Origin of the sequence: Burkholderia sp. AU31624, from assembly GCF_020420065.1 — a bacterium.
In the GTDB taxonomy this organism is placed as follows: Bacteria; Pseudomonadota; Gammaproteobacteria; order Burkholderiales; family Burkholderiaceae; genus Burkholderia.
The window spans coordinates 652307-677418 of record NZ_JAIZRT010000002.1; the positions used below are offsets into that span (position 1 = coordinate 652307).

Below are 25112 nucleotides of genomic sequence, written 5' to 3' on the forward strand. Positions count from 1 at the left end.
GTTTCGGTTGTCGTGTGGGGTCAGCGGGCGTCGCGTCGCATCCGTTCGATGCGCGCCCAGTCGAAGGTGATGCCAAGGCCGGGCGTCGCCGGCAGGTGCAGCTTGAAATCCGCGTAGCGCAGCGGCTCGACGAGGATCTCCTCGGTGAGCAGCAACGGGCCGAACAGTTCGGTGCCCCATTTCAGCGAGTCGAACGTGCTGAACAGTTGCGCGGACGCCATCGTGCCGGCCGCGCCCTCGAGCATCGTGCCGCCATACAGTTCGATGCCGGCCGCCGCCGCGATCGACGCGACGCTCGCCGCACCCTGCAGCCCGCCCGATTGCGCGATCTTCACCGCGAACACGTCGGCCGCGCGATCCTGCGCGAGCGCGAATGCATCGACGGGGCCGTGCAGCGCCTCGTCGGCCATGATCGGCACCTGCGCCAGTTGAGTGAGGCGTTTCAGCCCCGCGCGGTTGGTCGCGGCGATCGGTTGCTCGACGAGGCTCACGCCGGCTTCCGCCAAGCGTGCGCCGGCCCAGATCGCGTCTGTTTCACTCCATGCCTGGTTCACGTCGACGCGCACATCGCCGCGTTCGCCGAGCGCGCGCTTGATCGCGATCACGTGCGCGACGTCGTCGGCCACCGCGTTCGAGCCGATCTTCAGCTTGAACGCACGGTGGCGGCGCGCGTCGAGCATCGCCTCGGCTTCCGCGATATCGCGCTGCGTGTCGCCGCTCGCGAGCGTCCAGGCGACATCGACCGCATCGGTCCGGCGGCCGCCGAACAGTTCCGACAGCGGCACGCCGAGGCGGCGCGCCTGCGCGTCGAACAGCGCGGTTTCGATCGCGCACTTCGCGAAGCGGTTGCCCTGGAACAGCTTGCGGGCGCGCGCCAGCGCAGCGCCCGGGCGGGTCGCGTCCATGCCCTGCAGCAGCGGCGCGAAGTAGGTGTCGATGTTGACCTTGATGCTTTCGGGGCTCTCCTCGCCGTACGCGAGACCGCCGATGGTGGTCGCCTCGCCGACACCTTCGATACCGTCCGTGCATCGAACACGCACCAGCACGAGGGTCTGGCAATTCATCGTGGCGACCGACAATTTGTGGGGCCGGATCGTTGGCACGTCGACGAGCAGCGTCTCGATGCGTTCGATGGTGGCGGCAGTTGCTATCATGCGATTCCTCCTGTTGGTGCACATGGTAGGAATTCCCGCCCCGCGTCGTCCAACACTCTTTCCGACTACTTCCATACCTTTGAGGCATGAAATGGAATTGCGTCAGCTCCGCTACTTCATTGCCGTCGCCGAGGAAATGAACATCACGCGGGCGGCGGAGCGGCTGCACATGACGCAGCCGCCGCTCAGCCGCCAGCTCCAGGCGATCGAGGACGAAATCGGACTGCCGCTGTTCGAGCGCGGCGCGCGGCCGCTGAAACTGACGGATGCGGGGCGCGTGTTCTATGCGCAGGCGAAGCGCCTCGTCGATCAGGCCGACGAACTGGGCCCGCTGACGCGGCGGCTCGCGCAGCTGTCGGAGCGGATCGTGATCGGCTTCGTGCCGTCGACGCTGTACGGCGCGCTGCCGGACGTGATCCGCGCGTTTCGCGAGGCGCAGCCGGACGTCGAGTTGTCGCTGATCGAAATGTTTACGCTCGAGCAGCTCGGCGCGTTGAAGGGCGGGCGGATCGACGTGGGCTTCGGCCGGCTGCGCTTCGACGACGATCAGCTGGTGCGCGAGGCGCTGATCGAGGAAAAGCTGATCGCGGCGCTGCCGGTCGGGCATCGGCTCGCCGATCCGGCCCGGCCGCTGACGCTCGCGGATATCGCAAACGAGACGCTGATCGTCTATCCGAGCACGCCGCGGCCGAGCTTCGCCGATCAGCAGCTGTCGGCGCTGCGCGACGGCGCGCTGGTGCCGGCGGCCGTTCACGAGGTGCGCGAGCTGCAGACGGCGCTCGGGCTGGTGGCCGCGCAGGTCGGCGTGTCGCTGGTGCCGGAGAGCGTGGAGGGCGTGCGCGTGAAGGGCGTGGTCTACCGGCGGTTGCCGGAGCCGGCCGCGACCTCGCCGATCATCATGAGCCGCCGGCTGCACGGAGAAAGCGCGGCGACGGCCGCGTTTTGCGCGATTGCGCGGGAGATGATCGTGCCGGTGGGGTGACGATCGTCGTCGCCGCTATAAATCGCAACTAACGGTCGGTTTCGGCGAACGCCGGCAAACGCCGAGAGGGCATCGTGATCTCATGCCGTTTCGTTCAACGTCGCGGGCCAGCCGTGCAAGCACGCCGGCCGCGCGCGCATGCGCGACGACGTTACCGCTTCCCGTCGAGCGTTTCCGACGGCGATTCGCCAAACTTTTCCCGATACGCGATCGCGAACCGCCCCAGGTGCGTAAACCCGCAATCGAGCGCGACATCGGCGATCCGCCGGTCGGACACCGCGCCGCGCAGCAGCTCGCGCGCGTGGTCGAGCCGCGTCGCGCGCAGGTATTGCATCGGGCTCATTCCGCGGAACTGCAGGAACGCGTCGCGCAGCGTCCGTTCCGGCACGTTGGCGGCCTGGACGATATCGGCGAGTTGCAGCGGTTGCGCGTAGTGCGCGTTCACGAACTCCTGCGCGCGCCGTACGAAGCCCGGCGCCGGGTCGCGGTGCGACGCCTGCAGCACGGACGGCGGGTGGCCTTCGATCAGCAGGTCGATCAGCAGGTGCTCGAGCTGAGAGGCGACGCGCGGGTTCGCGCTCGCGCGTTCGAGCAGTTCGGGCGAGCGGGCGACGAGCATCAGTTGCTGGCGCCACGCGGCGAGCGCGGCGTCGCTGACGTGCAGCACGGGATCGAGCGTCGCGCGCGGGTCGCCGGTCAGCGAGCCGACGGTCGCCGCGTCGATGCGCAGCACGAACTGCTCGCAATCGGCCGACAGCACCGCGTCGAAGCGTTCGCCGGGCGCACACAGCACGCCGGTCTGGCCGTCGACGCCGAGCTGCCGCCCCATCGCGCGCACCTCGGCCTGGCCGGACAGGCAGAACATCAGCAGGTAGTAGCCGTCGACCGCGTCGACCTGCACGCGCATTGCATCGCCGAACGCGATCGTGCCGATCCCGAGCCCGCCGAGCCTGACGAAATCCATGTGCGACGCACCCCGCGTGCGGCCGCTCGGCAGCAGCGCATGCGGCTGCATCACGCGCGAGATCCGCTCGCGCGTCTCGTCGAGATCGCGGGATTCGAACAGCCGGTGCGCGCGCAGCGCGAGCGGCTCGAACGACGTTGGGGACATGGGCATCAGCCTTGGTGTGGACGGCGTGCGCGTCGATCCGATCAATGGGTCGCGATCGTGCGCCGGGTCGTGTGTGCCGTCATGCTAGCGCAGAAATCCGCCGAAAGTGGATATTGCACCGCCGCAATCGCACTTTCCGGATAGACGGCGAATATTAGCTTTTCAAAAATCGGCTCCATGCATTCAACGCAACGGATCGACAAGGAGTCCGACATGGAGCAGACAGAATCGCCCGTCGTTTTCGCCGCGCGCGGCGACGCGTCCGACGTGGATTTTCCGCACGACGACGGCTCGCGCGTGCCGTACAAGGTGTTCAGCTCGCGCGCGGTCTACGATCGCGAGCAGGAACGCATCTTCCGCGGCCCGACGTGGAACTTCGTCGCGCTGGAAGCGGAAATCCCGAACGCCGGCGACTTCAAGAGCACGTTCGTCGGCGACACGCCGGTAGTCGTCACGCGCACCGAGGATGGCGCGCTGTCCGCTTGGGTGAACCGATGCGCGCATCGCGGCGCGCAGGTGTGCCGCAAGTCGCGCGGCAACGCGAGCTCGCACACCTGCGTCTATCACCAGTGGAGCTTCGACAATTCGGGAAACCTGCTCGGCGTGCCGTTCCGGCGCGGCCAGAAGGGGATGTCCGGGATGCCGGCCGACTTCGACCCGAAGCAGCACGGGCTGCGCAAGCTGCGCGTCGACAGCTATCGCGGGCTCGTGTTCGCGACCTTCAGCGACGACGTGATGCCGCTGCCCGACTATCTCGGCGAGCAGATGCGCCCGTGGATCGACCGGATCTTCCACAAGCCGATCGAGTATCTCGGCTGTACGCGCCAGTATTCGAAGTCGAACTGGAAGCTGTACATGGAGAACGTGAAGGATCCGTATCACGCGAGCATGCTGCACCTGTTCCATACGACCTTCAACATCTTCCGCGTCGGGATGAAGGCGCGCTCGATCCCGGATGCGAACCACGGGCTGCACAGCATCATCACGGTGACGAAGACGGGCGACGACACGTCGGCCGCGTACAAGCAGCAGAACATCCGCTCGTTCGACGAAGGCTTTCATCTGGAAGACGAATCGATTCTCGACCTCGTGTCGGAATACGACGAGGACTGCACGAACCATATCCAGCCGATCTTCCCGCAGCTCGTGATCCAGCAGATCCACAACACGCTGGTCGCACGGCAGATCCTGCCGAAAGGCCCCGACAACTTCGAACTGATCTTCCACTTCTTCGGCTACGCGGACGATACGCCCGAGCTGCGCGCGCTGCGCATCAAGCAGGCGAACCTCGTCGGGCCGGCCGGCTACATCTCGATGGAGGACACGGAGGCGACCGAGCTCGTGCAGCGCGGCACGGTGCGCGACGGCGACGCGACGTCGGTGATCGAGATGTCGCGCGGCAATCCGGACCAGCAGGACACGGTGATCACCGAAAGCCTGATCCGCAAGTTCTGGGTCGGCTACCAGAAGCTGATGGGCTATTGAAGCGGGAGCGCGGAACGATGGAAAACCTGACGGAAGACATGAAGACGTGGTTCGAGATTTACATGCTCCAGAACCGCTACATCGGGCACCTCGACAACGACCGGCTCGAAGCATGGCCGACGATGTTCACCGAGGACTGTACGTACGAAATCGTGCCGAAGGAAAACGCCGACCTCGGGCTGCCGGTCGGGATCGTCCACTGCACGAACCAGCGGATGCTGCGCGACCGCGTGGTGTCGCTGCGGCACGCGAACATCTACGAAGAGCACACGTACCGGCACATGACGTCGGGCCTCACGATCGTCGCGGAACGCGACGGCGAGATCGATACCGAGAGCAACTACGTCGTCGTGCAGACGCGCAGCAACGGCGAGTCGAACGTGTACCAGGCCGGCAAGTACTACGACACGGTCGTGCGCACGCCGGACGGGCTGCGCTACAAGACCAAGCGGGTGATCTACGACACGTCGCGCGTGCAGACGCTGCTCGCCACCCCGATCTGATACGGAAGCAAGGAACCGACATGACCGAAGCAACGCTCGCCGAGTGGCATCCGCTCGGCGCTTTCGACGAATTCTCCGAAGACGAACCGGCGGCGCGCGTCGCCGGCCAGAAACCGATCGCCGTGTTCCGGATCGGCGACGAACTGTTCGCGATGCACGATCTCTGCACGCACGGCCATGCGCGGCTGTCCGAAGGCTATGTGGAGGACGGCTGCGTCGAATGTCCGCTGCACCAGGGGCTGATCGACATCCGCACCGGCGCGCCGAAATGCGCGCCGATCACGGAGCCGGTGCGGACCTATCCGATCCGGATCGTCGACGGTCAGGTGGAAGTCAATGTCGGCTGATCCGTTCGTGATCGTCGGCGCCGGGCATGCCGCGCGGCGCACGGCCGAAGCGCTGCGCGAGCGCGACGCGGCGGCGCGCATCGTCATGATCGGCGCGGAGCGCGAGCTGCCGTACGACCGGCCTGCGCTGTCGAAGGACGCGCTGTTGACGGACGGCGGCGAGCAGCGTGCGTTCGTGCGCGACGCCGCGTGGTACGACGTGCAGCGCATCGAGCTGCGGCTCGGTACGCGTGTCGATGCGATCGAGCGCGATGCGCAGCGCGTGCGGCTCGACGACGGCACGACGCTGGCTTATGCGCGGCTCGTGCTCGCGACGGGCTCGCGGGTGCGCATGTTCGGTGGTGAGATCGACGCAGGCGTCACGCCGCATTACGTCCGCACGGTCGACGATGCACGTGCGTTGCGCGCGCAGCTTGCGCCGGGCCGCCGCGTGGCGGTGCTCGGCGGCGGGTTCATCGGGCTGGAGGTCGCGGCGGCGGCGCGCCAGCTCGGGTGTGACGTGACGGTGATCGATCCGGCGCCGCGCCTGCTGCAGCGCGCGTTGCCGGAAGTGGTCGGCGCGTATGCGCATCAGTTGCACGATGCGCGCGGCGTGGTCTTCCAGATGGCGACGCTGCCGCGCGCGATCCGTCGCGCACCGGGCGGCGGCGCGATCGTCGAGACCGATCACGGCGACGTGCCGGCCGATCTCGTCGTGGTCGGCATCGGTGTGGTGCCGAATGTCGAGGTCGCGCAAGCAGCGGGGCTCGATATCGACAACGGGATTCGCGTCGACGCGGGCTGCCGCACGGCCGATCCGGCGATCTTCGCGGTGGGCGAGGTGACGATGCACTTCAATCCGCTGCTCGGGCGTCACGTGCGGATCGAATCGTGGCAGGTGGCCGAAAACCAGCCGGCGGTTGCGGCCGCGAACCTGCTCGGCGCCGACGAGACTTATGCCGAGCTGCCGTGGCTGTGGTCCGATCAGTACGACTGCAACCTGCAGATGCTCGGGCTGTTCGGCAGCGAGCGCACGATCGTCGTGCGCGGCGATCCGGCGAGCGGGCCGTTCACGGTGTTCGGCCTGGGGGATGACGGCAGGATCGTCGCGGTGGCGGCGGCGAACCTGGGGCGCGACATCGGCGCATCGCGCCGGTTGATCGCGGCGGGGGCGGTGCCGGATCCGGTGAAGCTTGCGGATCCGGGGGTGAACCTGAAGACGTTCATGTAGCGGGCGTTCGGTCGTCCGGGGCGGCTTACGGCAGCGATGCCGGCCGGCGCCGTGCGCGCTCCGTCGGTCGGCTCCGGCGGGGCGCTGCCCCGCGCGAAGGGGGCAGCAATGTTTGTCGGCAGCCCCGCAACCGGTGCATATTAGCGGCATCGTTCGCCCGACCGGTTGCCCATGACGCCAGACAAAGCCCTCGAACTGAAACGCAGCAAGCGCCGCGCGCTGTGGCTGCTGCTGGCCGCCGTCGCAGTGTTCGTCACGACGATCCTGCTGCCGCGCGGCCCGTGGGTCGACGGCGTCAAGGCCGTGGCCGAAGCCGCGATGGTCGGCGCGCTCGCCGACTGGTTCGCGGTCGTCGCGCTGTTCCGCCGCGTGCCGATCCCGTTCGTGTCGCGCCACACCGAGATCATTCCGAAGAACAAGGACAAGATCGCCGACAACCTCGCGGTGTTCGTGCGCGAGAAATTCCTCGGCCCCGACGCACTCGCCGCGCAGATCCGCCAGCACGATCCCGCGCAGAAACTCGGCGCGTGGCTCGGCGAGCCGGCGAACACCGAGGCGCTCGGTGGCTACGTGACGAAGCTGATGAGTTTCGCGCTCGACATGACCGACGACGCGCGGATCCAGTCGTTCGTGCACGACGCGTTTCGCGCGGTGATCGACCGCATCGACCTGTCGCAATCGGCCGGCGCGATCCTCGACACGCTGACGAAGGACGGCCGCCACCAGGTGCTGCTCGACGACGCGATCGAACAGGTGGTCGACGTGCTCGACAAGGAGGAGAACCGCGAGGTGATCGCGGGCTTCATCGTCGAATGGCTGAAGACGCAGTACCCGAAGGTCGAGAAGATCATGCCGACGCAGTGGTTCGGCGAGAACGGCGCGCGGATGCTCGCGAGCGCGGTGAGCCGTGTGCTGGAAGGCGTGGCGGCCGATCCCGAGCACGAACTGCGGCAACGTTTCGACCGGACGGTCCTGCGCTTGACCGAGCGGTTGAAGCACGATCCCGCGTTCATCGAGAAGGGCGAGGAGATCAAGCGCTATGTCCGCGACGGCGCTGCGTTCAACGACTATGTGCGCGACCTGTGGGATCAGTTGCGCGCGTGGCTGAAGGCCGATCTCGCGCGCCCCGATTCGGCGCTGCACCGGCAGGCCGCGATGCTCGGCGGCTGGCTCGGTGCGCGGCTCGCGGAGAGCCCGGCATTGCGTGCGTCGCTGAACGAGCACGTGGAGAAGGCCGTGCACGAGATGGCGCCGGATTTCGCGGATTTCCTGATGCGTCACATCCGCGACACGGTGCGCAACTGGGATGCGCGCGAGATGTCGCGGCAGATCGAGCTGAACATCGGCAAGGATCTTCAATACATCCGCATCAACGGCACGCTGGTCGGCGGGTTGATCGGGCTCGGCTTGTATCTGGTGTCGCTGGTGCCGCGCTGGGCGGCCGGCTGGCTGCACTGACGCGGCCATGCGTATCGCGCGGCGGGCGAGACGGGCCGCGCCCGCGCGTCATGCGTGCGCTTTCGAGCCGTGCAGCTGCAGGCCGAGCGCCTTGATGACCTTCAGGATCGTGCCGAAGCTCGGGTTGCCGTCGTGCGACAGCGCCTTGTACAGCCCTTCGCGCGACAGGCCCGCATCGCGCGCGACCTGCGACATGCCGCGTGCCCGTGCGATCACGCCGAGCGCATGCGCGATGAAGGCCGGATCGTCGCCGCCTTCCTGCAGGCACGCTTCGAAGTAGTCGGCCATGTCGTCTTCGGTTTTCAGATGATCGGCCGAATCCCACGGCCGGGTGCTGATCTTGTCCATCGGTTACTCCATGTCGAGATGCGCGAGCATCGCGTGCGCGGCGCGGATGTCGGCCTGTTGCGTCGATTTATCGCCGCCGCAGAGCAGGATGACCCAGATCGTTCCGCGCCGGACGTAGTAGACGCGATAGCCGGGGCCGTGGTCGATCCGCATCTCGACGACCGGCGAGCCGGCGGACTTCCAGTCGCCCGGATTGCCCATCGAGAGGCGGTCGATGCGTGCCTGGATGCGGCGCTTCGCGACGCGATCCGGCAGGCCGGCAAACCAGGCGTCGAAGACGTCGGTGGTCCGGATGCTGAACGTAGGCGCACTGTAGGGCATGGATTGCAGTATGTCAACCATGGTTCACAAGTCTGATGGGTCGAATTTCGATGCCGCCACAGTAGGGCCACGCGCTTCGCTTGTGTGCCAAATGGCCGTTCGGCCGAAGTCGGGATCTTCCGAATCCGTCTACAATCAAAAACGTTCTTGCCGCCCGTGCGAGTTTGCCGCGCGCGGGCGGATCCGTTTGTCCTCCGGTAGCCGGAGGCGCCGCCGTGCAGCGCGTGCTGCGCGGCGGGCAGTGCCGTGGTTTGTGTCCAGTAGGTAAAGCGTCCGCGTGCCGTAGGCCGGCGCGCGTTCTGAACGCTGCGTGTCCGTAGGCCGGGCAGGCGGCATCAACCGAGAGTCCCCCATGAAAGCATCGGATCTGTTCGTGAAGGCGCTGGAAGCCGAAGGCGTCGAGTACGTGTTCGGCATTCCCGGCGAGGAAAACCTCGATCTGCTCGAATCGCTGCGGCGATCGAAGATCAAGCTCGTGCTGACCCGGCACGAGCAGGCGGCCGGGTTCATGGCCGCCACCTACGGCCGCCTGACGGGCCGCACCGGCGTGTGTATCGCCACGCTCGGGCCCGGCGCGACGAACTTCGTGACGGCCGCCGCCTATGCGCAGCTCGGCGGCATGCCGATGCTGATGATCACCGGGCAGAAGCCGATCAAGTCCAGCAAGCAGGGCCACTTCCAGATCGTCGACGTGGTCGACATGATGCAGCCGCTCACGAAGTTCACGCGGCAGATCGTGTCGATCGGCAATATCCCGTCGGCCATACGCGAGGCGTTCCGCCGCGCGGAGGAAGAGCGCCCGGGCGCCGCGCACCTCGAGCTGCCGGAAGACATCGCGCACGAGGAGGGCGACGGCAAGCCGATCCCGCGCAGCTACAGCCGGCGGCCGGTGGCCGAGGAGAAGGCGGTCGCGCATGCGGTCGACGCGATCCAGGCCGCGCGCCATCCGCTGCTGATGATCGGCGCGGGCGGCAACCGCAAGACCACCTGCAAGATGCTGCTCGAATTCGTCGACAAGACGGGCATCCCGTTCTTCACGACGCAGATGGGCAAGGGCGTGATCGACGAGACGCATCCGCTGTGGCTCGGCAACGCGACGCTGTCCGACGGCGATTTCGTGCACCGCGCGATCGAGCATGCGGACTGCATCATCAACGTCGGTCACGACGTGATCGAGAAGCCCCCGTTCTTCATGCGTACCGACGACAAGACCGTGATCCACGTGAACTTCCTCGGCGCGCAGGTCGATCCGGTTTATTTCCCGCAGATCGAGGTGGTCGGCGACATCGCGAACGCGGTGTGGCAGATGAAGGAAGCGGTGACGCCGCAATCGCACTGGGATTTCGAGCGCTTCCGGATGATCAAGGCGCATTTCGACGCGCATCTGCAGAAAGGGCAGCACGACTCGCGCTTCCCGATGTACCCGGTGCGGATCGTCAACGATCTGTACAACGCGATGCCGGTCGACGGCATCGTCTGTCTCGACAACGGGATGTACAAGATCTGGTTCGCGCGCTACTGGCGCGCGCACGAGCCGAATTCGCTGCTGCTCGACAACGCGCTCGCGTCGATGGGGGCGGGGCTGCCGTCGGCGATCGCGACGAAGATCGTGCATCCGCAGCGCAAGGTGATCGCCGTGTGCGGCGACGGCGGGTTCATGATGAATTCGCAGGAGCTCGAAACCGCGGTGCGGCTGAAGCTCGACCTCGTCGTGATGATCCTGCGCGACGACGCGTTCGGGATGATCCGCTGGAAGCAGGAGAACATGAATTTCCCCGATTTCGCGATGACGCTGCAGAACCCCGATTTCGTCGCGTATGCGCAAAGCTACGGCGCGCACGGGCACCGCGTCGAATCGGCCGACGATCTCGAGCCGTTGCTGCGCGAGTGTTTCTCGTCGCCGGGCGTGCACGTGATCGACGTGCCGATCGACTATTCGGACAACGAGCGCGTGTTGAACCGCGAGATCAAGCGCCTGTCGGCGCAACTCTGAATGTTACGTTCACAGGAAGGAGTCGTTCCATGTTGAAGGAAACCTATCCGTACTACCTCGCCAACGAGGCCGTCTACGCGAACACTGATCTGGAGGTGACCGACAAGTTCAGCGGCAAGGTCGCGACACGCGTCGCGCTGGCCGACGCGAAGGCCATCGACGCGGCGATCGGCGCGGCGGTCGATGCCGCGAAGCCGATGCGCGAGTTGCCGGCCTACAAGCGGCAGGCCGTGCTCGACCATTGCGTCGCGCGCTTTCGCGAGCGCTTCGACGAGCTGGCCGAGGCGCTGTGCATCGAGGCCGGCAAGCCGATCAACGATTCGAAGGGCGAAGTGACGCGGCTGATCGACACGTTCCGCGTGGCGTCCGAGGAATCGGTGCGTATCGACGGCGAAATCATCAACCTCGAGATCTCCGCGCGTGCGCAGGGCTATACGGGCTACACGAAGCGCGTGCCGGTCGGCCCGTGCTCGTTCATCTCGCCGTTCAACTTCCCGCTGAATCTCGCCGCGCACAAGGTGGCGCCCGCGCTCGCGGCCGGCTGTCCGTTCGTGCTGAAGCCGGCGAGCCGCACGCCGATCGGCGCGCTGATCATCGGCGAGGTGCTCGCGGAAACCGACTTGCCGAAGGGCGCATTCTCGGTGCTGCCCGCGCATCGCGACGGTGCCGACCTGTTCACGACCGACGAGCGGTTCAAGCTGCTGTCGTTCACGGGTTCGCCGGCCGTCGGCTGGGCGTTGAAGGAGAAGGCCGGCAAGAAGAAAGTCGTGCTGGAGCTTGGCGGCAACGCGGCCGCGATCGTCGATGCGGATCAGCGCGACCAGCTCGACTACGTGGTCGAGCGCCTTGCGTTCGGCGCGTATTACCAGTCGGGCCAGAGCTGCATCGGCGTGCAGCGGATCCTCGTGCATGCCGACCTGTACGATGCGCTGCGCGAGAAACTGATCGCGAAGACGCGTTCGCTGAAGATGGGCGACCCGAAGGATCCGTCGACGTTCGTCGGCCCGATGATCTCGGAATCCGAGTCGCGCCGGCTGTCGGGCTGGATGGACGCGGCCGTCGCGGCGGGCGCGAAGATCGTCGCCGGCGGCAAAGTCGATGGCGCGATGTTCGAGGCGACGCTGCTGGAAAACGTCGGGCACGAGCAGGACCTGTACCGGAAGGAGGCATTCGGCCCCGTTGCGATCCTCGAGAAGTTCGTCCGCTTCGACGAGGCGCTCGCGCGCGTGAACGACAGCGACTTCGGGCTGCAGGCCGGCGTGTTCACCGATTCGCTCGCGCATGCGCAGCGCGCGTGGGACGAGCTGGAGGTCGGCGGCATCGTGATCAACGACGTGCCGTCGTTCCGCGTCGACAACATGCCGTACGGCGGCGTGAAGGATTCGGGCCTCGGCCGCGAAGGGATCCGCTACGCGATCGAGGACATGACCGAGCCGCGGCTGATGGTCGTGCGGCGGCGGTAACGCGCGGGCAGGCGGCGCGGTGCCGCGACGGCACGCGGGCGGGCGATCGGGCCGGCCCGCGTGCCGTTTTTCATGGCGCCGCGCGCATTGGGCAGGCGCCGGGCCCGCACCGTGACCGCCTCGCACGGCGGGCGGCTCGAACGCGCTCGACTGCGGGCCTCGCCTCGTGATGTAATCGCGCGAAACTGCCGACCGGGGTACGACACCGGAACGCGCGAATTCATTCTTCACGAGGTCGATTCATGTCCCCCGTCTCGGCATTCAAGCTGGTTTTGTTGTCATTTCTCGCGATCGTCGCGCTCGAATGCATCGCCAAGCGGCTGCGATTGCCGCCCGCGGCCGCGCTGCTGATCGGCGGCATCGGCATCGCGTTCATTCCCGGCCTGCCGCCGATCAATCTCGATCCGGAACTGGTGTTGCTGGTGTTCCTGCCGCCGCTGCTGATGGACGGCGCGTACTTCTCGGTGTGGGAGGAATTCAAGCGCAACGTCGGCGGCATCCTGCTGCTCGCGATCGGCGCGGTCGTGTTCACGACGTTCGCGGTCGGCTTTGCCGTGCACTGGGTGGCGCCGTCGCTGCCGTGGGCCGCGTGCTTCGCGCTCGGCGCGATCGTGTCGCCGCCCGACGCCGTGGCAGCGAAGGCCGTGCTCGAGCGCGTCGCGCTGCCGCGCCGGCTGATGGTGCTGCTCGAAGGCGAAAGCCTGCTGAACGATGCGGCCGGCCTCGTGCTGTTCCGCTTCGCGGTCGTCGCGGCGCTGTCGGGCACCTTCAGCCTCGGCCACGCGGTCGTGGGTTTCGCGGAGCTCGGGCTCGGCGGCGTGGTGGTCGGCTTCGCGGTCGGCAAGCTCGTCGTGTGGTTCCTCAAGCTGCTCGACGACGACTATCTCGTGATCACCGTCGCGGTGATCGCCGGCTGGATCGCGTATATCGCGGGAGAGATGGTCGAAGTGTCCGGCGTGATCGCCACGGTCACGGCCGGCATGATCGTCGGCTGGCATCAGCACGAGGTGTTCTCGGCGGCGGTGCGCACGCGCGGCACCGCGTTCTGGCAGGTCATCGTGTTCCTGCTCGAAGCGATGGTATTCGTGCTGATCGGGCTGTCGCTGCGCGGCGCGATCCACCGGCTCGGCGGTTTCGAGCAGGTGCTCGCCACGATGGTGCCGCCGATGCTCGCGGTGCTGGCGGCGGTGATCGTATCGCGCTTCGTGTGGATCTACGCGGTCGAGGCGCTGAAGTGGCCGGTGCGCGGGATCGCGCGGCGCGGCGAAGCGCCCGACTGGAAGGCCGCGACGATCATGAGCTGGGCCGGGATGCGCGGCGTCGTCACGCTGGCGATCGCGCTGTCGCTGCCCGAGGCGATGCCCGGCCGCGACGTGATCCTGGTCGCGTCGTTCGCGGTGATCCTCGTCACCGTGCTGCTGCAGGGCACGACGATCGGGCCGCTGATCCGGCTGCTGCGCCTGCCGCAGCGCGAAGAACGCGCGTCGCACCACCTGACCGAGCCGCAGACGTGGGCATACGTCGAGGCGGCGCAGCTCGCGGCGATCCAGCCGCTCGTGCGCGACGAGAACGGGGTCGTGATCCATCCGCGCCTGCTCGAGCAGTACACGTATCGCGCGGAATTGACGGAAAGGACCAAGAACGAGCCCACGTATCCGGCTGAAGTGCGTGCCGCGCACTACGACGTCGTGCTGGCCGCGATCCGGGCCGGGCGCGCGGAACTGTTGCGCCTGCACCGTTCGGGGCGCATCCACGACGAGATGCTGCACGCGCTCGAACGCGACCTCGACCTGCAGGAAGTGTCCGCGCAGCACGCGCGCGGGTAGGGCCGCACACCTTCGTCACGTCGCCATCGAGCGGCCGGCGTCAGCCGGCCCGAAGCGCGCCCGGTCGATCGTTGCCCGGCGCGCTTTTTTCTTTCGCGCGCCCGCCGATTCGACGGATATTCATCCGGCCCTCAAATGCGGCGGCAGGCAGCCTTGCAGCGCATGCAAGCCTTATCGCGCGGGTCTCGCAAACGTTATCGTGTTTCGAATGCGGAAATGATCCGATTTAACTGTTTCCGTCTCTTTCTGCATATTTGGCAAAACTAAACCGGATTGAGATAGATGCTGTGTTCTAATTTCATTTAGAATCAGCCGGTTATGTTTATTGAGAGAAAGGATGCGGAGGTAATACGGCCGCCAACGGGGAGAAATCGGCGTCCAAAACCCTGCAAGGCGGTGCCGACAGGCCAATTCGGCGGAATCAGGCGGGGTTTTCAACCGCTGAAATAAGATAGCGTCCAAGTCTGATAAACAACTCCTATGAAAGAATCGATTGGAGAATCGGCGTTTGAAACTGTATTTATGAAAGAATCGAGCGGTGATAATGCCTCGGATTGTCTTGAATCGGGGTTATCGGTCCTTCTCGTCGACGATCAACCGTTCGTCGGCGAGGTGATCCGCCGCGCGCTGCGCAGCGAACATGACATCGACCTGCACGTGTGCACCGACGCGCACCGGGCGATGGCGGTCGCGCGCGACGTGAAGCCGACGGTCATCCTGCAGGATCTCGTGATGCCGGAGATCGACGGCCTCGATCTGGTCCGCGCGTGGCGTGCGGACGCCGGCACCGCTCGCGTGCCGATCATCGTGCTGTCCGCGAAGGAGGAGCCGATCGTCAAGCGCGAGGCGTTCATCGCCGGCGCGAACGACTATCTGGTGAAGCTCCCCGACGCGATGGAGCTGGCTGCCCGCATCCGCTATCACTCGAATTCCTACCTGATGTCCCGGCAGCGCGACGAGGCGCTCGATTTCCTGTCGCACGACATGCGTTCGCCGCAGACGTCGATCCTCGCGCTGCTCGACGTTTACCGGACCGAGCACGGCGAGATGCCGGCGATCATGGAGCGCATTGCCGGCCATGCGCGGCGCGCGCTCGCGCTCGCCGACGGCTTCATCCACCTGACCCGCGCGCAGTCCGAGCGCCGCGCGCACGAGGTCGTGAGTCTCAACGAGATCGTGCTCGACGCCGTCGACCAGCTGTGGGAGAAGGCGGCCGGGCTCGGCAGCCGGGTCGCCGCGCACGTGCCCGATACCGAATGCGTGACGATGGGCGACCGCATGATGCTGACGCGCGCGGTCGCGAACCTGATCGACAACGGGCTGAAGTACGGCCCGGCCGGCACGGACGTGCACTGCACGCTGGGCAGCGAGGACGGCGCCTGGCTGATCGGTGTCGAGGACACCGGCGCGGGAATCGCGCCGGCGCAGCGCACGGCCGCGACCGAGTCGTTCGTGCAGCTCGAATCCGCGCATGGCGCGGCGCGCGGCGGCTTCGGCCTCGGGCTCGCGTTCGTCCGCGCGACGGCGGCGCGGCATCGCGGCCAGATCCTGATGCGCAATACCGCGCGCGGCTTCATGGTCGCGCTTCGGCTGCCGGCGCAAGCGGAGCGGTGATGTCGCGGCGCGGCCTGCCGGCGCCGTGCTGCCCGAGAGACCCTGATGTGCTCGTGGTGCGCCGTCCGGCGCGCCGGCGGGCGTGGATTTTTTCAACGCTGATTTTATAAAGCCCATAACGAACATGGCCACCGTGACGCCCCGCGCGACCAATGAAAGCCTGCATCCGACGATCGGCGCTGCCCGGCTGACGCTCGGCAATCGCATCCTGCTCAGCTTCGGCGTGCTGTTCGTGCTGATGCTGGTGACAGCCGGCGTGTCCTACGAGCGATTGCGCGCGATCAACAGCGAAGCCGTCAGCATCGAGCGCGACTCGCTGCCCGGCGTCTACCTTGCATCGTCGCTGCGCGGTTCGGTCAACGAATCGTTCATGCTGCTGCAGCAGGCGACGTTCGTCGAAACCGATCCCGACAGCGTGCATCGCGATCTAGCGAAAATCGCCGATGCGCTGAAGGAAGTCGAGGCGTTGTCGGTCGACTATCAGAGCACGACGTTCCGCGACGACGACCGGCAGCGCTTCGCGGCGTTCCGCGGCGCGTTCGACCACTACGTGCCGCTGCTGAACGATGCCGTGCAGAAGAGCCGCGTGTCGCGCGAGGAGGCCGTCGCCGCGTACGGGAAAGTGCTGCCCGCGTGGACCGAGGTCGTGCGCAACGCGAACGTGCTGGTGCAGGAAAACCGCAAGTTCGCCGAGCAGTCCGCGAAGCTGATCCGCGAATCCGTGCAGGACACCGAGGTCGTGCTCGTCGGCGCGCTGACGATCATGCTGCTGTCCGCGCTCGGGCTCGGCTACCTGCTGTACCGGTCGGTGACCGTCCCGATGGCGCGGCTCGTCGAGGTGCACGACGTGATGCGCACCGGCAACCTGACGCGCCGCCTCGACCTGCGCCGCCGCGACGAATTCGGCACGCTCGAGACGGGCTTCAACCGGATGGCCGACGAGCTGACCGAGCTCGTCGCCCGCGCGCAGCAATCGTCGCTGCAGGTGACGACGTCGGTGGCCGAGATCGCGGCGACGTCGCGCGAGCAGCAGGCGACCGCGAACGAAACCGCGGCGACGACGACCGAGATCGGCGCGACCTCGCGCGAGATCTTCGCGACGTCGCGCGACCTGCTGCGCACGATGAACGAGGTGGCCGGCGTGGCCGAGCAGTCGGCGACGCTCGCGGGCGTGAGCCAGAGCGGGCTCACGCGGATGGGCGAGACGATGCGCAGCGTGATGGACGCGGCCGGTTCGGTGAACGCGAAGCTCGCGATCCTCAACGAGAAGGCGCTGAACATCAACCAGGTGGTCGCGACGATCACCAAGGTGGCCGACCAGACCAACCTGCTGTCGCTGAACGCGGCGATCGAGGCCGAGAAGGCCGGCGAATACGGCCGCGGCTTCGCGGTCGTCGCGACCGAGATCCGCCGCCTCGCCGACCAGACGGCGGTGGCGACCTACGACATCGAGCAGACGGTGAAGGAAATCCAGTCGGCGGTGTCGGCGGGCGTGATGGGGATGGACAAGTTCTCCGAGGAAGTGCGCCGCGGGATGCTCGACGTGCAGCAGGTCGGCGGGCAGCTGTCGCAGATCATCGCCGAGGTGCAGACGCTCGCGCCGCGCTTCCAGATGGTCAACGAAGGGATGCAGACGCAGGCGAACGGCGCCGAGCAGATCACGCAGGCGCTGTCGCAGCTGTCGGAGGCCGCGCAGCAGACGGCCGAGTCGCTGCGCCAGTCGTCGCAGGCGATCGACGACCTGACGCTCGTCGCGAACCAGTTGCGCACCAGCGTGTCGCGCTTCAAGGTCGACGCGTGACGCGCGCCGACCCGCAGAACGGCGTCCACGCGCTGTTCCTGATGTTCGAGCTCGATGGCGGGCGCTATGCGCTCGACGCAGCCGGCATCGACGAGGTGCTGCCGCTCGCGGTCACGAAGGCCGTGCCCGGCGCACCCGACTGGATCGCCGGGCTGCTGATGCGCGGCGGCCAGCCGGTGCCGGTGATCGACGTGCCGATGCTGGCGCTCGGGCGCCGCGCCCATGCGCTGCGCTCGACGCGGCTCGTGTTGGTCCGCTACCGCGCGGACGGAGCGGGGGGCGAGCGCACGATCGGGCTGATCGTCGAGCGCGCGACGCAGACGATGCGGATCGACCGCGCGGCGTTCCGCGCGAGCGGCATCTCGACCGCACGCACGCGCTGGCTCGGGCCCGTCGCGAATACGCCCGATGGCGTCGTGCAGCAGGTATCGGTGTCCGACCTGATCGACGACGTCGCGCGCCTGTATCTGTTCGACGGCCTGCCGGGCCACGGGGGAGAGTCCGCATGAAAGAGTCCGAATCGCGATTTCGCGGCTGGCTGCTGCGCGAGACCGGCATCGACCCCGATTCGCTCGGCAACGATTTCCTGACCCGCGCGCTGACGGAACGCGTGCACGCGCTGCAGGCGGACGGCGAGCGCCTGCCGTCGGCGGCGCGGCCGCCCGTCACGCAGGACGCGCTCGACGCCTACTGGCAGCAGCTCAATGCGTCGGCCGACGAGCGGCGTGCGCTGATCGAGCTGTTCGTCGTGCCCGAGACCTGGTTCTTCCGCGACCGCGAGGCCTTCGCGACGCTCGCGCGGCTCGCGACGGAGCGGCTCGCCGCGCTGCCCGGCCGGGTGATCCGCGTGCTGAGCGCGCCGTGCTCGACCGGCGAGGAGCCGTATTCGGCGGCGATGGCGCTGCTCGACGCGGGGCTCGACCCGGCCAGCTTCACGATCGACGCGATCGACCTCAGCACGCGCGCGATCGAGCAGGCGCGGCTCGGCTGCTACGGGCGCAATGCGTTCCGCGGCACCGCGACGGAGTTTCGCGCGCGGCACTTCACGCCGACCCGCGACGGCTGGCTGCTCGACGAGCGCGTGCGCGCGTGCGTGCAGTTCAGTCAGTCGAATCTCGTCGAACCGGCCTTGGATACCGGCATTCGCTACGATTTCGTGTTCTGCCGCAACGTGCTGATCTACTTCGATCGCGACGCGCAGGATCGCGTGATCCGCTCGCTCGACGCGCGTCTGGCCGACGATGGCATGCTGTTCGTCGGTCCCGCCGAAACGGGCGTCGCGATGCGGCACGGGATGCGCTCGGCGCGCGTGCCGCTGGCGTTCGCGTTTCATCGCGAGCCCGCCGCGGCGGCGGGCGATGTATTCGCGGCCCGGCCGGCGGCGCCGCTGGCGGCGGCCGCGCCGTATCGGCGCGCGGAGCGTTTCACGGTCGCGCCGCTCGCGGCGACGCGCTCGGTGCTGGCGGTCGCGCCGCCGGCGTGGCTCGGCGACACGCGTCAGCCGTTCGCGGCGGCGCCGCCCGCCATGCACGCGGCCGCGTTCGACGCACGGGGCGACCTGCCGGTGACGGCGGCCGAACCGGCCGCGTCGAACGCACCGGTTGCGGAGCGCGCCGCGCCGACGCTGGAAGACGCGCAGGCGCTGGCGAATGCCGGCGCGTTCGACGAGGCCGAGCGCGTGCTCGCGCAGTTCTCGGCGCGCGTCGGGCCGCATGCCGATGCGTTCTACCTGAACGGGCTGATCGCGGACGCGCGCGGACGCGCCGCCGAAGCCGGCGACTTCTACCGGAAGGCGCTGTACCTGCGGCCCACGCACCACGAAGCGCTGACCCATCTCGCGACGCTGCTCGACGTCGGCGGCGATCGTGCGGGCGCGCAATGGCTGCTCGAGCGCGCACGGCGCTCGGCCGGCTGACAAGACGATGGGTTGGGAACGATACCGCGATGACCAGAGGAATCCATGAACCGCGCCGCCGCTGCCATTGACGAGACGACGATCGACGTCGACGATTGCTGGAACCGGATCGGCACGCGCGGCGACCGCACGTGCGAGCGGCTGAACGACTGCCTGCGCTGCCTGAACTGCCCGGTGTACGCGTATCACGCGGCGAAGCTGCTCGAGCGCCCGCTCGACAGTGCCGAGATGGCCGACACCACGCGCCGGATGAGCGCACCCGGCGCGCCGCACGTGCACGGCGCCGATGCCGATACGCACCACGCGGCGCTGGCGTTCCGCGTGGCCGACGAATGGCTCGCGCTGCCGATCGGCGTGCTGCGCGAGATCGCCGGCACGCGCCCGATTCATTCGCTGCCGCATCGCCGCCATTCGGCCGTGCGCGGCGTGGTCAATATCCGCGGCACGCTGCGCATCGCGATCTCGATCGGCGCGCTGCTCGGCCTCGATGCCGGCAAGGGCAGCAGCGACGGTGACGACGGCCGCTTCACGCGGCTGCTGGTGGCGGCGCACCAGGGCGAGCCGGTCGTGTTTCCGGTCGACGAAGTCGAAGGCGTGCTGCGCTTCGGCGCCGCCGACTGGGTGCCGGTGCCGGCGACGGTCGGGCGCGCGAGCGCCGGCCTGTCGCGCGGCGTGCTGTCGTGGCGCGGCAAGTCGGTGGGCCTGCTCGACGACGACCGCCTGTTCGACGCAGTCACACGGAGCATGCGATGAGCGGCGATGACGACCTGAGCCACCTGTCGCTGCTCGAGCTGTATCGCGAGGAGACGCGCACGCAGACCCAGGCGCTGTCCGAGCGGCTGCTCGCGCTCGAATCGGGCGAACCCGATTCCGTCGCGCTCGAGGCATGCATGCGCGCCGCGCATTCGCTGAAGGGCGCCGCGCGCATCGTCGGCGTGCCGCTCGGCGTCGATATCGCGGGGCGGATGGAAGAGTGCTTCGTCGCCGCGCAGGCCGGCACGATCGCGCTGACGGCCACGCACGTCGACGTGCTGCTGGCGGGCGTCGATCTGTTGGTGCGCGTCGGCGATCCGCAAGGGCAGCCCGTCACGCAGACGGAGATCGACGTGTTCGCGGCGGCGCTGACCGGCGCCGACGGCGCGCAGGCGATGCAGGCGGCGGTCGCGGCCCCGCCGCCGGTGCCGCCGTCGGTCGTGCCGTTTCGGGAGCACGACGGTGCCGCGAACGAACCCGTCGGGGCCAGCGCCGCGGTGCCGCCGCTTGCGGTATCGGGCGGCGTGCCCGATCCGGCCCAGGCCGGCCGCGTGGCCGGCGCCGGCGCGATGCGCCGCGTGCGTGCGGATACGCTGAACCGGCTGCTGAGCCTGTCCGGCGAATCGCTGGTCGAATCGCGCTGGCTCAAGCCGTTCGCCGAATCGATGCTGCGCGTGAAGCGCGCCCAGCGCGACGCGGCCCGGTCGCTCGATTTGATGTACGAACAATTCGCCGACGATCTCGACGCGGGCATGCTCGCGTCGATGAACGAAGTGCGGCACATGCTCAACGACCTGCAGCGTTCGCTCGCCGAGCGCATGGACGAATTCGACCGTTTCGAGCGGCGCAGCACGCATATCGCCGAGCAGCTGTACGACGAAGCGCTGCAGTGCCGGATGCGGCCGTTCGGCGACGCGACACGCGCGTATCCGCGCATCGTCCGCGATCTCGCCCGCTCGCTCGGCAAGCAGGTGCGTTTCTCGATCGTCGGCGAGGGCACGCAGGTCGACCGCGACATCCTCGACCTGCTCGACGCGCCGCTCGGCCACCTGCTGCGCAACGCGATCGACCACGGTGTCGATTCGCCGGACGCACGGCGTGCGCGCGGCAAGCCGGCCGAGGCGAGCGTGACGCTGGAGGCGCGCCACAGCGCCGGCTCGCTGCTGGTCAGCGTGATCGACGACGGGCCCGGTGTCGACATGGACGCGCTGCGCGCGGCCGTCGTGCGCCAGCGCCTGACCGACGACGAGACGGCCGCGCGGCTGTCCGATCCGGAACTGCTCGAATTCCTGCTGCTGCCGGGCTTCTCGATGCGCGATGCGGTGACCGACGTGTCGGGCCGCGGCGTCGGGCTCGACGCGGTGCAGGAGATGGTGCGCGGCGTGCGCGGCGCGGTGCGGATCTTCAACGAGCCGGGCGCGGGCATGCGCTTCGTGCTGCAGTTGCCGCTCACGCTGTCGGTGATCCGCAGCCTGCTCGTCGAAGTGGGCGGCGAGCCGTATGCGTTTCCGCTCGCGCACGTGCGCCGCACGCTCGAACTCGCGCACGACGACATCGACGTGCTCGAAGGGCAGCCGCATTTCCCGTTCGACGGCCGGCGCGCGGGCCTCGTCGCCGCGCACCAGTTGCTGGACGCGGGCGAGCCCGACGTCGCGCGCACGAGCACGGCGGTCGTGGTCGTCGGCGGGGAGCCCGAGTTGTACGGCGTCGCGGTCGACCGCTTCCTCGGCGAGCGGATGCTCGTCGTGCAGCCGCTCGACAGCCGCCTGAACAAGATCCAGAACATCGCGGCCGGCGCGCTGCTCGAGAACGGCGACCCGGTGCTGATCGTCGACGTCGAGGATCTGATCCGCTCGGTCGACAAGCTCGTGCGCGGCGGGCAGCTCGCGCGGCTCACGCGTGATCCGCAACTCGCGCTCGCCGACCGGCGCCGCCGCGTGCTCGTCGTCGACGATTCGCTGACGGTGCGCGAGCTCGAACGCAAGCTGCTGGAAAAGCGCGGCTACGACGTGACGGTCGCGGTCGACGGGATGGAAGGCTGGAACGCGGTGCGCAGCGATGGGTTCGATCTCGTCGTCACGGACGTCGACATGCCGCGCATGGACGGCATCGAGCTCGTCACGCTGATCAAGGGCGATCCGATGCTCAAGCGGTTGCCGGTGATGATCGTGTCGTACAAGGATCGCGACGAGGATCGCCGTCGCGGGCTCGATGCGGGCGCCGACTACTACCTCGCGAAGAGCAGCTTCCACGACGAGGCGTTGCTCGACGCCGTGCATGACCTGATCGGGGACGCGCGAGGATGAACATCGGCATCGTCAACGACCTGCCGCTGGCCGTGGAGGCGCTGCGCCGCGTGATCGCGCTCCGCGCGGACCACCGTGTGCTGTGGGTCGCGACCGACGGCGACGAGGCGGTGGATTTCTGCGTCGCGCATCCGCCCGACGTGGTGCTGATGGACCTCGTGATGCCGAAGGTCGACGGCGTGGCCGCGACGCGCCGGATCATGGCGCGTGCGCCGTGCGCGATCCTGATCGTGACGGCGAGCGTCAGCGCGAACACGTCGTCGGTGTACGAGGCGATGGGCGCCGGCGCGCTCGATGCGGTCGACACGCCGACGCTCGCGCTCGGGCTGTCGACGGACGCGTCGCCGCAGGCGCTGCTCGCGAAGATCGACCAGATCGGCCGGCTGCTCGAAAGCCGCACCGCGGCGCTCGTGCCGCCGGGGCCGGCGCCCGAGCGCGGCCAGCCGACGCTCGTTGCGATCGGCGCGTCCGCGGGCGGCCCGACCGCGCTGACCGCGCTGCTGCGGGCGCTGCCGGCCGATTTTCCGGCGGCGATCGTGATCGTCCAGCACGTCGACCAGGCGTTCGCGCTCGGGATGGCCGAGTGGCTCGACGGCTATACGCGGCTGCCGGTGCGCGTCGCGCGGCAGGGCAGCATGCCGCAGGCCGGCGAGGTGCTGCTCGCGGCGACCAACGATCACCTGACCCTGTCGCCGCGCGGCGTGCTCGGCTATACGCGGCATCCGGTCGAGACGCCGTACAGGCCGTCGATCGACGTGTTCTTCAACAGCGTCGCCGACGGCTGGCAGGGCGAGGCGTTCGGCGTGCTGCTGACGGGCATGGGGCGCGACGGCGCGCTCGGCCTGAAGGCGATGCGCGCGAAGGGCTGCTACACGATCGCGCAGGACGAGGCGACCAGCGCCGTCTACGGGATGCCGAAGGCGGCCGCGGCGATCGGCGCGGCGTCGGCGATCCTGCCGCTCGAGCGGATCGCGCCCCAGTTGATCTCGCGCATCGCGCGTCCGCTGCGCGACTGACGGCGCCGAGGGGCGGGCGGCGCCGTCCCGTGCCGTAGTCGCATTGCGGGCGGCGCGGGGCGTCGCGTACAATGGCGGCCAGCGGAGATGGCATACCTCCCTGCGGTCGTATTCGGCGCGTTGTTGCGCACGGTGCGGCCCTCAACCGCCGGTTCGCCCGGCTGATGATGCCTGCGTGTTCCTGGGTCGTCAGGAGGTCGCAGGCCGTCCATGCGGATTTCTGCCGCCCAGGTTTTGATGTTCCGTCGAATCTGGAAATCATGTTTTTCACGACTTCTGCCGATCTTCTCGCGACCGTGCGCTATGTGTGCCGCTGGCTCGCACTCTCGGCCCTGCTCGGCACGCTGGCCGGCACGGCTTCCGCCCTGTTCCTGATCGCGCTCGACTGGGCGACCGGCACGCGCGTCGCGCATCCGTGGCTGCTGTGGGGGCTGCCGGCCGCCGGTTTCGCGACCGGCTGGATCTACCATCGCTTCGGCCAGTCCGTCGCGCGCGGCAACAACCTGCTGATCGACGAGATTCACGACCCGAAGGCGCTGGTGCCGAAGCGGATGGCGCCGCTCGTGCTCGTCGCGACCGTCGTCACGCACCTGTTCGGCGGCTCGGCCGGCCGCGAGGGCACGGCCGTGCAGATGGGCGGCGCGCTCGCCGATCGCGTCACGCAGGTGTTTCGCCTCGATCGCGAACATCGCCGCGTGCTGCTGATGGGCGGCATCGCGGCCGGTTTCGCCTCGGTGTTCGGCACGCCGCTCGCGGGCGCCGTGTTCGGGCTCGAGGTGCTCGCGATCGGACGCGTGCGGTACGACGCGCTGCTGACCTGCGTCGCCTCCGCGATCGTCGCGGACGTCGTCTGTCGCGCGTGGGGCGTGCATCACACGGCCTATGCGATTCCATTCGTGCCGGCCGTGTCGGCGACGGGGCTGGCCGTGACGGTCGTCGCGGGCATCGCGTTCGGCGTGGTCGGGCGGCTGTTCGCGTTTGCGACGCATGCGCTGACGGCGGGGTTCAGGCGCGTGGTTCGCTATGCGCCGCTGCAGCCGGTGCTCGGCGGCCTGCTGGTGGCCGCGGCCGCCACCGCGCTGAACGTGCCGCAGTATCTCGGCCTCGGCATCCTGACGATCGAGGCCGCGTTTCACGGCCCGCTGCCGCTCTACGATTTCGCGGGCAAGTTCGCGTTCACCGTCGTCACGCTCGCGTCGGGGTTCAAGGGCGGCGAAGTGACGCCGCTGTTCTACATCGGCGCGACGCTCGGCAACGCGCTCGGCCAGGTGCTGGCATTGCCGGTGCCCGTGCTCGCGGGGCTCGGCTTCGTCGCGGTGTTCGCCGGCGCGGCCAATACGCCGATCGCGTCGACGATCATGGCGATCGAACTGTTCGGCGCGGATATCGGCGTGTATGCGATCGTCGCGTGTGTCGTCGCTTATCTGTTTTCCGGGCACGCGGGGATTTACCGGTCGCAGCGGGTGGCGGTGGGGAAGGGGGCGCGGGTGGAGGTGGAGTGATGCG

At 68.3% G+C, this 25112-nt stretch carries 21 protein-coding genes and 1 riboswitch; of the genes, 17 read left to right on the forward strand and 4 right to left on the reverse strand.

What is annotated here, in order from left to right; all coding sequences use genetic code 11:
- Positions 1–20: 20 nt before the first annotated feature.
- Positions 21–1154 (reverse strand): muconate/chloromuconate family cycloisomerase, encoded by a 1134-nt coding sequence (locus LGM89_RS08235; protein WP_089447280.1) that lies wholly within the window; start codon positions 1152–1154, stop codon positions 21–23.
- Between the two features lie 91 nt (positions 1155–1245).
- Here LGM89_RS08235 and LGM89_RS08240 point away from each other — a divergent pair, with 91 nt between their 5' ends.
- Positions 1246–2136, forward strand: a complete 891-nt coding sequence (locus LGM89_RS08240; protein ID WP_226272819.1) for a LysR family transcriptional regulator — start codon at positions 1246–1248, stop codon at positions 2134–2136.
- Positions 2137–2287: 151 nt separating this feature from the next.
- Here the strand turns inward: LGM89_RS08240 and andR are convergent, their stop codons facing one another.
- Positions 2288–3247 carry an anthranilate 1,2-dioxygenase regulatory protein AndR gene (andR, locus tag LGM89_RS08245; protein WP_089497471.1) on the reverse strand — a complete coding sequence of 320 codons (960 nt, stop codon included), beginning with the start codon at positions 3245–3247 and terminating at the stop codon, positions 2288–2290.
- Positions 3248–3460: 213 nt separating this feature from the next.
- Between andR and andAc the strand changes: the two genes are divergently transcribed.
- From andAc to LGM89_RS08270, 5 genes are all read left to right on the forward strand, one after another.
- A complete protein-coding gene (andAc, locus tag LGM89_RS08250) occupies positions 3461–4732 on the forward strand; it encodes an anthranilate 1,2-dioxygenase large subunit AndAc (protein ID WP_226204193.1) in 1272 nt (423 codons plus the stop codon).
- A 17-nt stretch (positions 4733–4749) separates the two neighbouring features.
- A complete protein-coding gene (gene andAd / locus LGM89_RS08255) occupies positions 4750–5235 on the forward strand; it encodes an anthranilate 1,2-dioxygenase small subunit AndAd (RefSeq protein ID WP_089443060.1) in 486 nt (161 codons plus the stop codon).
- A gap of 20 nt (positions 5236–5255) precedes the next feature.
- The gene (gene andAb / locus LGM89_RS08260) at positions 5256–5582 is read left to right on the forward strand and encodes an anthranilate 1,2-dioxygenase ferredoxin subunit AndAb (protein ID WP_006479527.1); all 327 of its coding nucleotides are present in this window, start codon (positions 5256–5258) and stop codon (positions 5580–5582) included.
- Positions 5572–6792 (forward strand): anthranilate 1,2-dioxygenase system ferredoxin--NAD(+) reductase, encoded by a 1221-nt coding sequence (gene andAa, locus LGM89_RS08265; protein ID WP_226272820.1) that lies wholly within the window; start codon positions 5572–5574, stop codon positions 6790–6792. The genes andAb and andAa overlap by 11 nt, the downstream gene beginning before the upstream one ends.
- A gap of 171 nt (positions 6793–6963) precedes the next feature.
- The gene (locus LGM89_RS08270; protein ID WP_089497468.1) at positions 6964–8250 is read left to right on the forward strand and encodes a DUF445 domain-containing protein; all 1287 of its coding nucleotides are present in this window, start codon (positions 6964–6966) and stop codon (positions 8248–8250) included.
- A 48-nt stretch (positions 8251–8298) separates the two neighbouring features.
- Here LGM89_RS08270 and LGM89_RS08275 read toward each other — a convergent pair whose 3' ends face one another.
- Together LGM89_RS08275 and LGM89_RS08280 are read right to left on the reverse strand one after the other, a co-directional pair.
- A complete protein-coding gene (locus tag LGM89_RS08275; RefSeq protein WP_069251007.1) occupies positions 8299–8598 on the reverse strand; it encodes an addiction module antidote protein in 300 nt (99 codons plus the stop codon).
- Between the two features lie 3 nt (positions 8599–8601).
- A complete protein-coding gene (locus LGM89_RS08280) occupies positions 8602–8919 on the reverse strand; it encodes a type II toxin-antitoxin system RelE/ParE family toxin (protein ID WP_166886314.1) in 318 nt (105 codons plus the stop codon).
- A gap of 352 nt (positions 8920–9271) precedes the next feature.
- Here LGM89_RS08280 and LGM89_RS08285 point away from each other — a divergent pair, with 352 nt between their 5' ends.
- The 11 genes from LGM89_RS08285 (at position 9272) to LGM89_RS08335 (ending at position 25108) form a co-directional block, all read left to right on the forward strand.
- Positions 9272–10912 (forward strand): acetolactate synthase large subunit, encoded by a 1641-nt coding sequence (locus LGM89_RS08285; RefSeq protein ID WP_226272821.1) that lies wholly within the window; start codon positions 9272–9274, stop codon positions 10910–10912.
- A 29-nt stretch (positions 10913–10941) separates the two neighbouring features.
- A complete protein-coding gene (locus LGM89_RS08290; RefSeq protein ID WP_226272822.1) occupies positions 10942–12375 on the forward strand; it encodes an aldehyde dehydrogenase family protein in 1434 nt (477 codons plus the stop codon).
- A gap of 242 nt (positions 12376–12617) precedes the next feature.
- A complete protein-coding gene (locus LGM89_RS08295; RefSeq protein ID WP_089497465.1) occupies positions 12618–14201 on the forward strand; it encodes a Na+/H+ antiporter in 1584 nt (527 codons plus the stop codon).
- A gap of 480 nt (positions 14202–14681) precedes the next feature.
- Positions 14682–15815 (forward strand): hybrid sensor histidine kinase/response regulator, encoded by a 1134-nt coding sequence (locus tag LGM89_RS08300; protein WP_089428075.1) that lies wholly within the window; start codon positions 14682–14684, stop codon positions 15813–15815.
- Between the two features lie 124 nt (positions 15816–15939).
- The gene (locus tag LGM89_RS08305; protein WP_089497463.1) at positions 15940–17616 is read left to right on the forward strand and encodes a methyl-accepting chemotaxis protein; all 1677 of its coding nucleotides are present in this window, start codon (positions 15940–15942) and stop codon (positions 17614–17616) included.
- Positions 17617–17657: 41 nt separating this feature from the next.
- Positions 17658–18125, forward strand: coding sequence for a chemotaxis protein CheW (locus LGM89_RS08310; RefSeq protein ID WP_264172501.1), 468 nt, complete (start codon positions 17658–17660; stop codon positions 18123–18125).
- Positions 18122–19531: a CheR family methyltransferase gene (locus LGM89_RS08315; protein WP_226272825.1), complete on the forward strand. Its 1410-nt coding sequence runs from the start codon at positions 18122–18124 to the stop codon at positions 19529–19531. Before LGM89_RS08310 ends, LGM89_RS08315 begins: the two co-directional genes overlap by 4 nt.
- Positions 19532–19576: 45 nt before the next feature.
- The gene (locus LGM89_RS08320) at positions 19577–20284 is read left to right on the forward strand and encodes a chemotaxis protein CheW (protein ID WP_226272826.1); all 708 of its coding nucleotides are present in this window, start codon (positions 19577–19579) and stop codon (positions 20282–20284) included.
- The gene (locus tag LGM89_RS08325) at positions 20281–22590 is read left to right on the forward strand and encodes a hybrid sensor histidine kinase/response regulator (protein ID WP_089497459.1); all 2310 of its coding nucleotides are present in this window, start codon (positions 20281–20283) and stop codon (positions 22588–22590) included. The genes LGM89_RS08320 and LGM89_RS08325 overlap by 4 nt, the downstream gene beginning before the upstream one ends.
- Positions 22587–23606, forward strand: coding sequence for a chemotaxis response regulator protein-glutamate methylesterase (locus LGM89_RS08330; RefSeq protein ID WP_089497458.1), 1020 nt, complete (start codon positions 22587–22589; stop codon positions 23604–23606). Before LGM89_RS08325 ends, LGM89_RS08330 begins: the two co-directional genes overlap by 4 nt.
- A gap of 74 nt (positions 23607–23680) precedes the next feature.
- Positions 23681–23787: riboswitch (Fluoride riboswitch) on the forward strand.
- Between the two features lie 79 nt (positions 23788–23866).
- Positions 23867–25108 carry a voltage-gated chloride channel family protein gene (locus tag LGM89_RS08335; RefSeq protein ID WP_089497457.1) on the forward strand — a complete coding sequence of 414 codons (1242 nt, stop codon included), beginning with the start codon at positions 23867–23869 and terminating at the stop codon, positions 25106–25108.
- The last annotated feature ends 4 nt before the right edge of the window (positions 25109–25112 follow it).

Bases quoted from the DNA above. Each gene is read 5' to 3' on its own strand.
- LGM89_RS08235 (WP_089447280.1), bottom strand. From the start codon at position 1,154: ATGATAGCAACTGCCGCCACCATCGAACGCATCGAGACGCTGCTCGTC.
- LGM89_RS08240 (WP_226272819.1), top strand. From the start codon at position 1,246: ATGGAATTGCGTCAGCTCCGCTACTTCATTGCCGTCGCCGAGGAAATG.
- andR (WP_089497471.1), bottom strand. From the start codon at position 3,247: ATGTCCCCAACGTCGTTCGAGCCGCTCGCGCTGCGCGCGCACCGGCTG.
- andAc (WP_226204193.1), top strand. From the start codon at position 3,461: ATGGAGCAGACAGAATCGCCCGTCGTTTTCGCCGCGCGCGGCGACGCG.
- andAd (WP_089443060.1), top strand. From the start codon at position 4,750: ATGGAAAACCTGACGGAAGACATGAAGACGTGGTTCGAGATTTACATG.
- andAb (WP_006479527.1), top strand. From the start codon at position 5,256: ATGACCGAAGCAACGCTCGCCGAGTGGCATCCGCTCGGCGCTTTCGAC.
- andAa (WP_226272820.1), top strand. From the start codon at position 5,572: ATGTCGGCTGATCCGTTCGTGATCGTCGGCGCCGGGCATGCCGCGCGG.
- LGM89_RS08270 (WP_089497468.1), top strand. From the start codon at position 6,964: ATGACGCCAGACAAAGCCCTCGAACTGAAACGCAGCAAGCGCCGCGCG.
- LGM89_RS08275 (WP_069251007.1), bottom strand. From the start codon at position 8,598: ATGGACAAGATCAGCACCCGGCCGTGGGATTCGGCCGATCATCTGAAA.
- LGM89_RS08280 (WP_166886314.1), bottom strand. From the start codon at position 8,919: ATGCCCTACAGTGCGCCTACGTTCAGCATCCGGACCACCGACGTCTTC.
- LGM89_RS08285 (WP_226272821.1), top strand. From the start codon at position 9,272: ATGAAAGCATCGGATCTGTTCGTGAAGGCGCTGGAAGCCGAAGGCGTC.
- LGM89_RS08290 (WP_226272822.1), top strand. From the start codon at position 10,942: ATGTTGAAGGAAACCTATCCGTACTACCTCGCCAACGAGGCCGTCTAC.
- LGM89_RS08295 (WP_089497465.1), top strand. From the start codon at position 12,618: ATGTCCCCCGTCTCGGCATTCAAGCTGGTTTTGTTGTCATTTCTCGCG.
- LGM89_RS08300 (WP_089428075.1), top strand. From the start codon at position 14,682: ATGAAAGAATCGATTGGAGAATCGGCGTTTGAAACTGTATTTATGAAA.
- LGM89_RS08305 (WP_089497463.1), top strand. From the start codon at position 15,940: ATGGCCACCGTGACGCCCCGCGCGACCAATGAAAGCCTGCATCCGACG.
- LGM89_RS08310 (WP_264172501.1), top strand. From the start codon at position 17,658: ATGTTCGAGCTCGATGGCGGGCGCTATGCGCTCGACGCAGCCGGCATC.
- LGM89_RS08315 (WP_226272825.1), top strand. From the start codon at position 18,122: ATGAAAGAGTCCGAATCGCGATTTCGCGGCTGGCTGCTGCGCGAGACC.
- LGM89_RS08320 (WP_226272826.1), top strand. From the start codon at position 19,577: ATGAACCGCGCCGCCGCTGCCATTGACGAGACGACGATCGACGTCGAC.
- LGM89_RS08325 (WP_089497459.1), top strand. From the start codon at position 20,281: ATGAGCGGCGATGACGACCTGAGCCACCTGTCGCTGCTCGAGCTGTAT.
- LGM89_RS08330 (WP_089497458.1), top strand. From the start codon at position 22,587: ATGAACATCGGCATCGTCAACGACCTGCCGCTGGCCGTGGAGGCGCTG.
- LGM89_RS08335 (WP_089497457.1), top strand. From the start codon at position 23,867: ATGTTTTTCACGACTTCTGCCGATCTTCTCGCGACCGTGCGCTATGTG.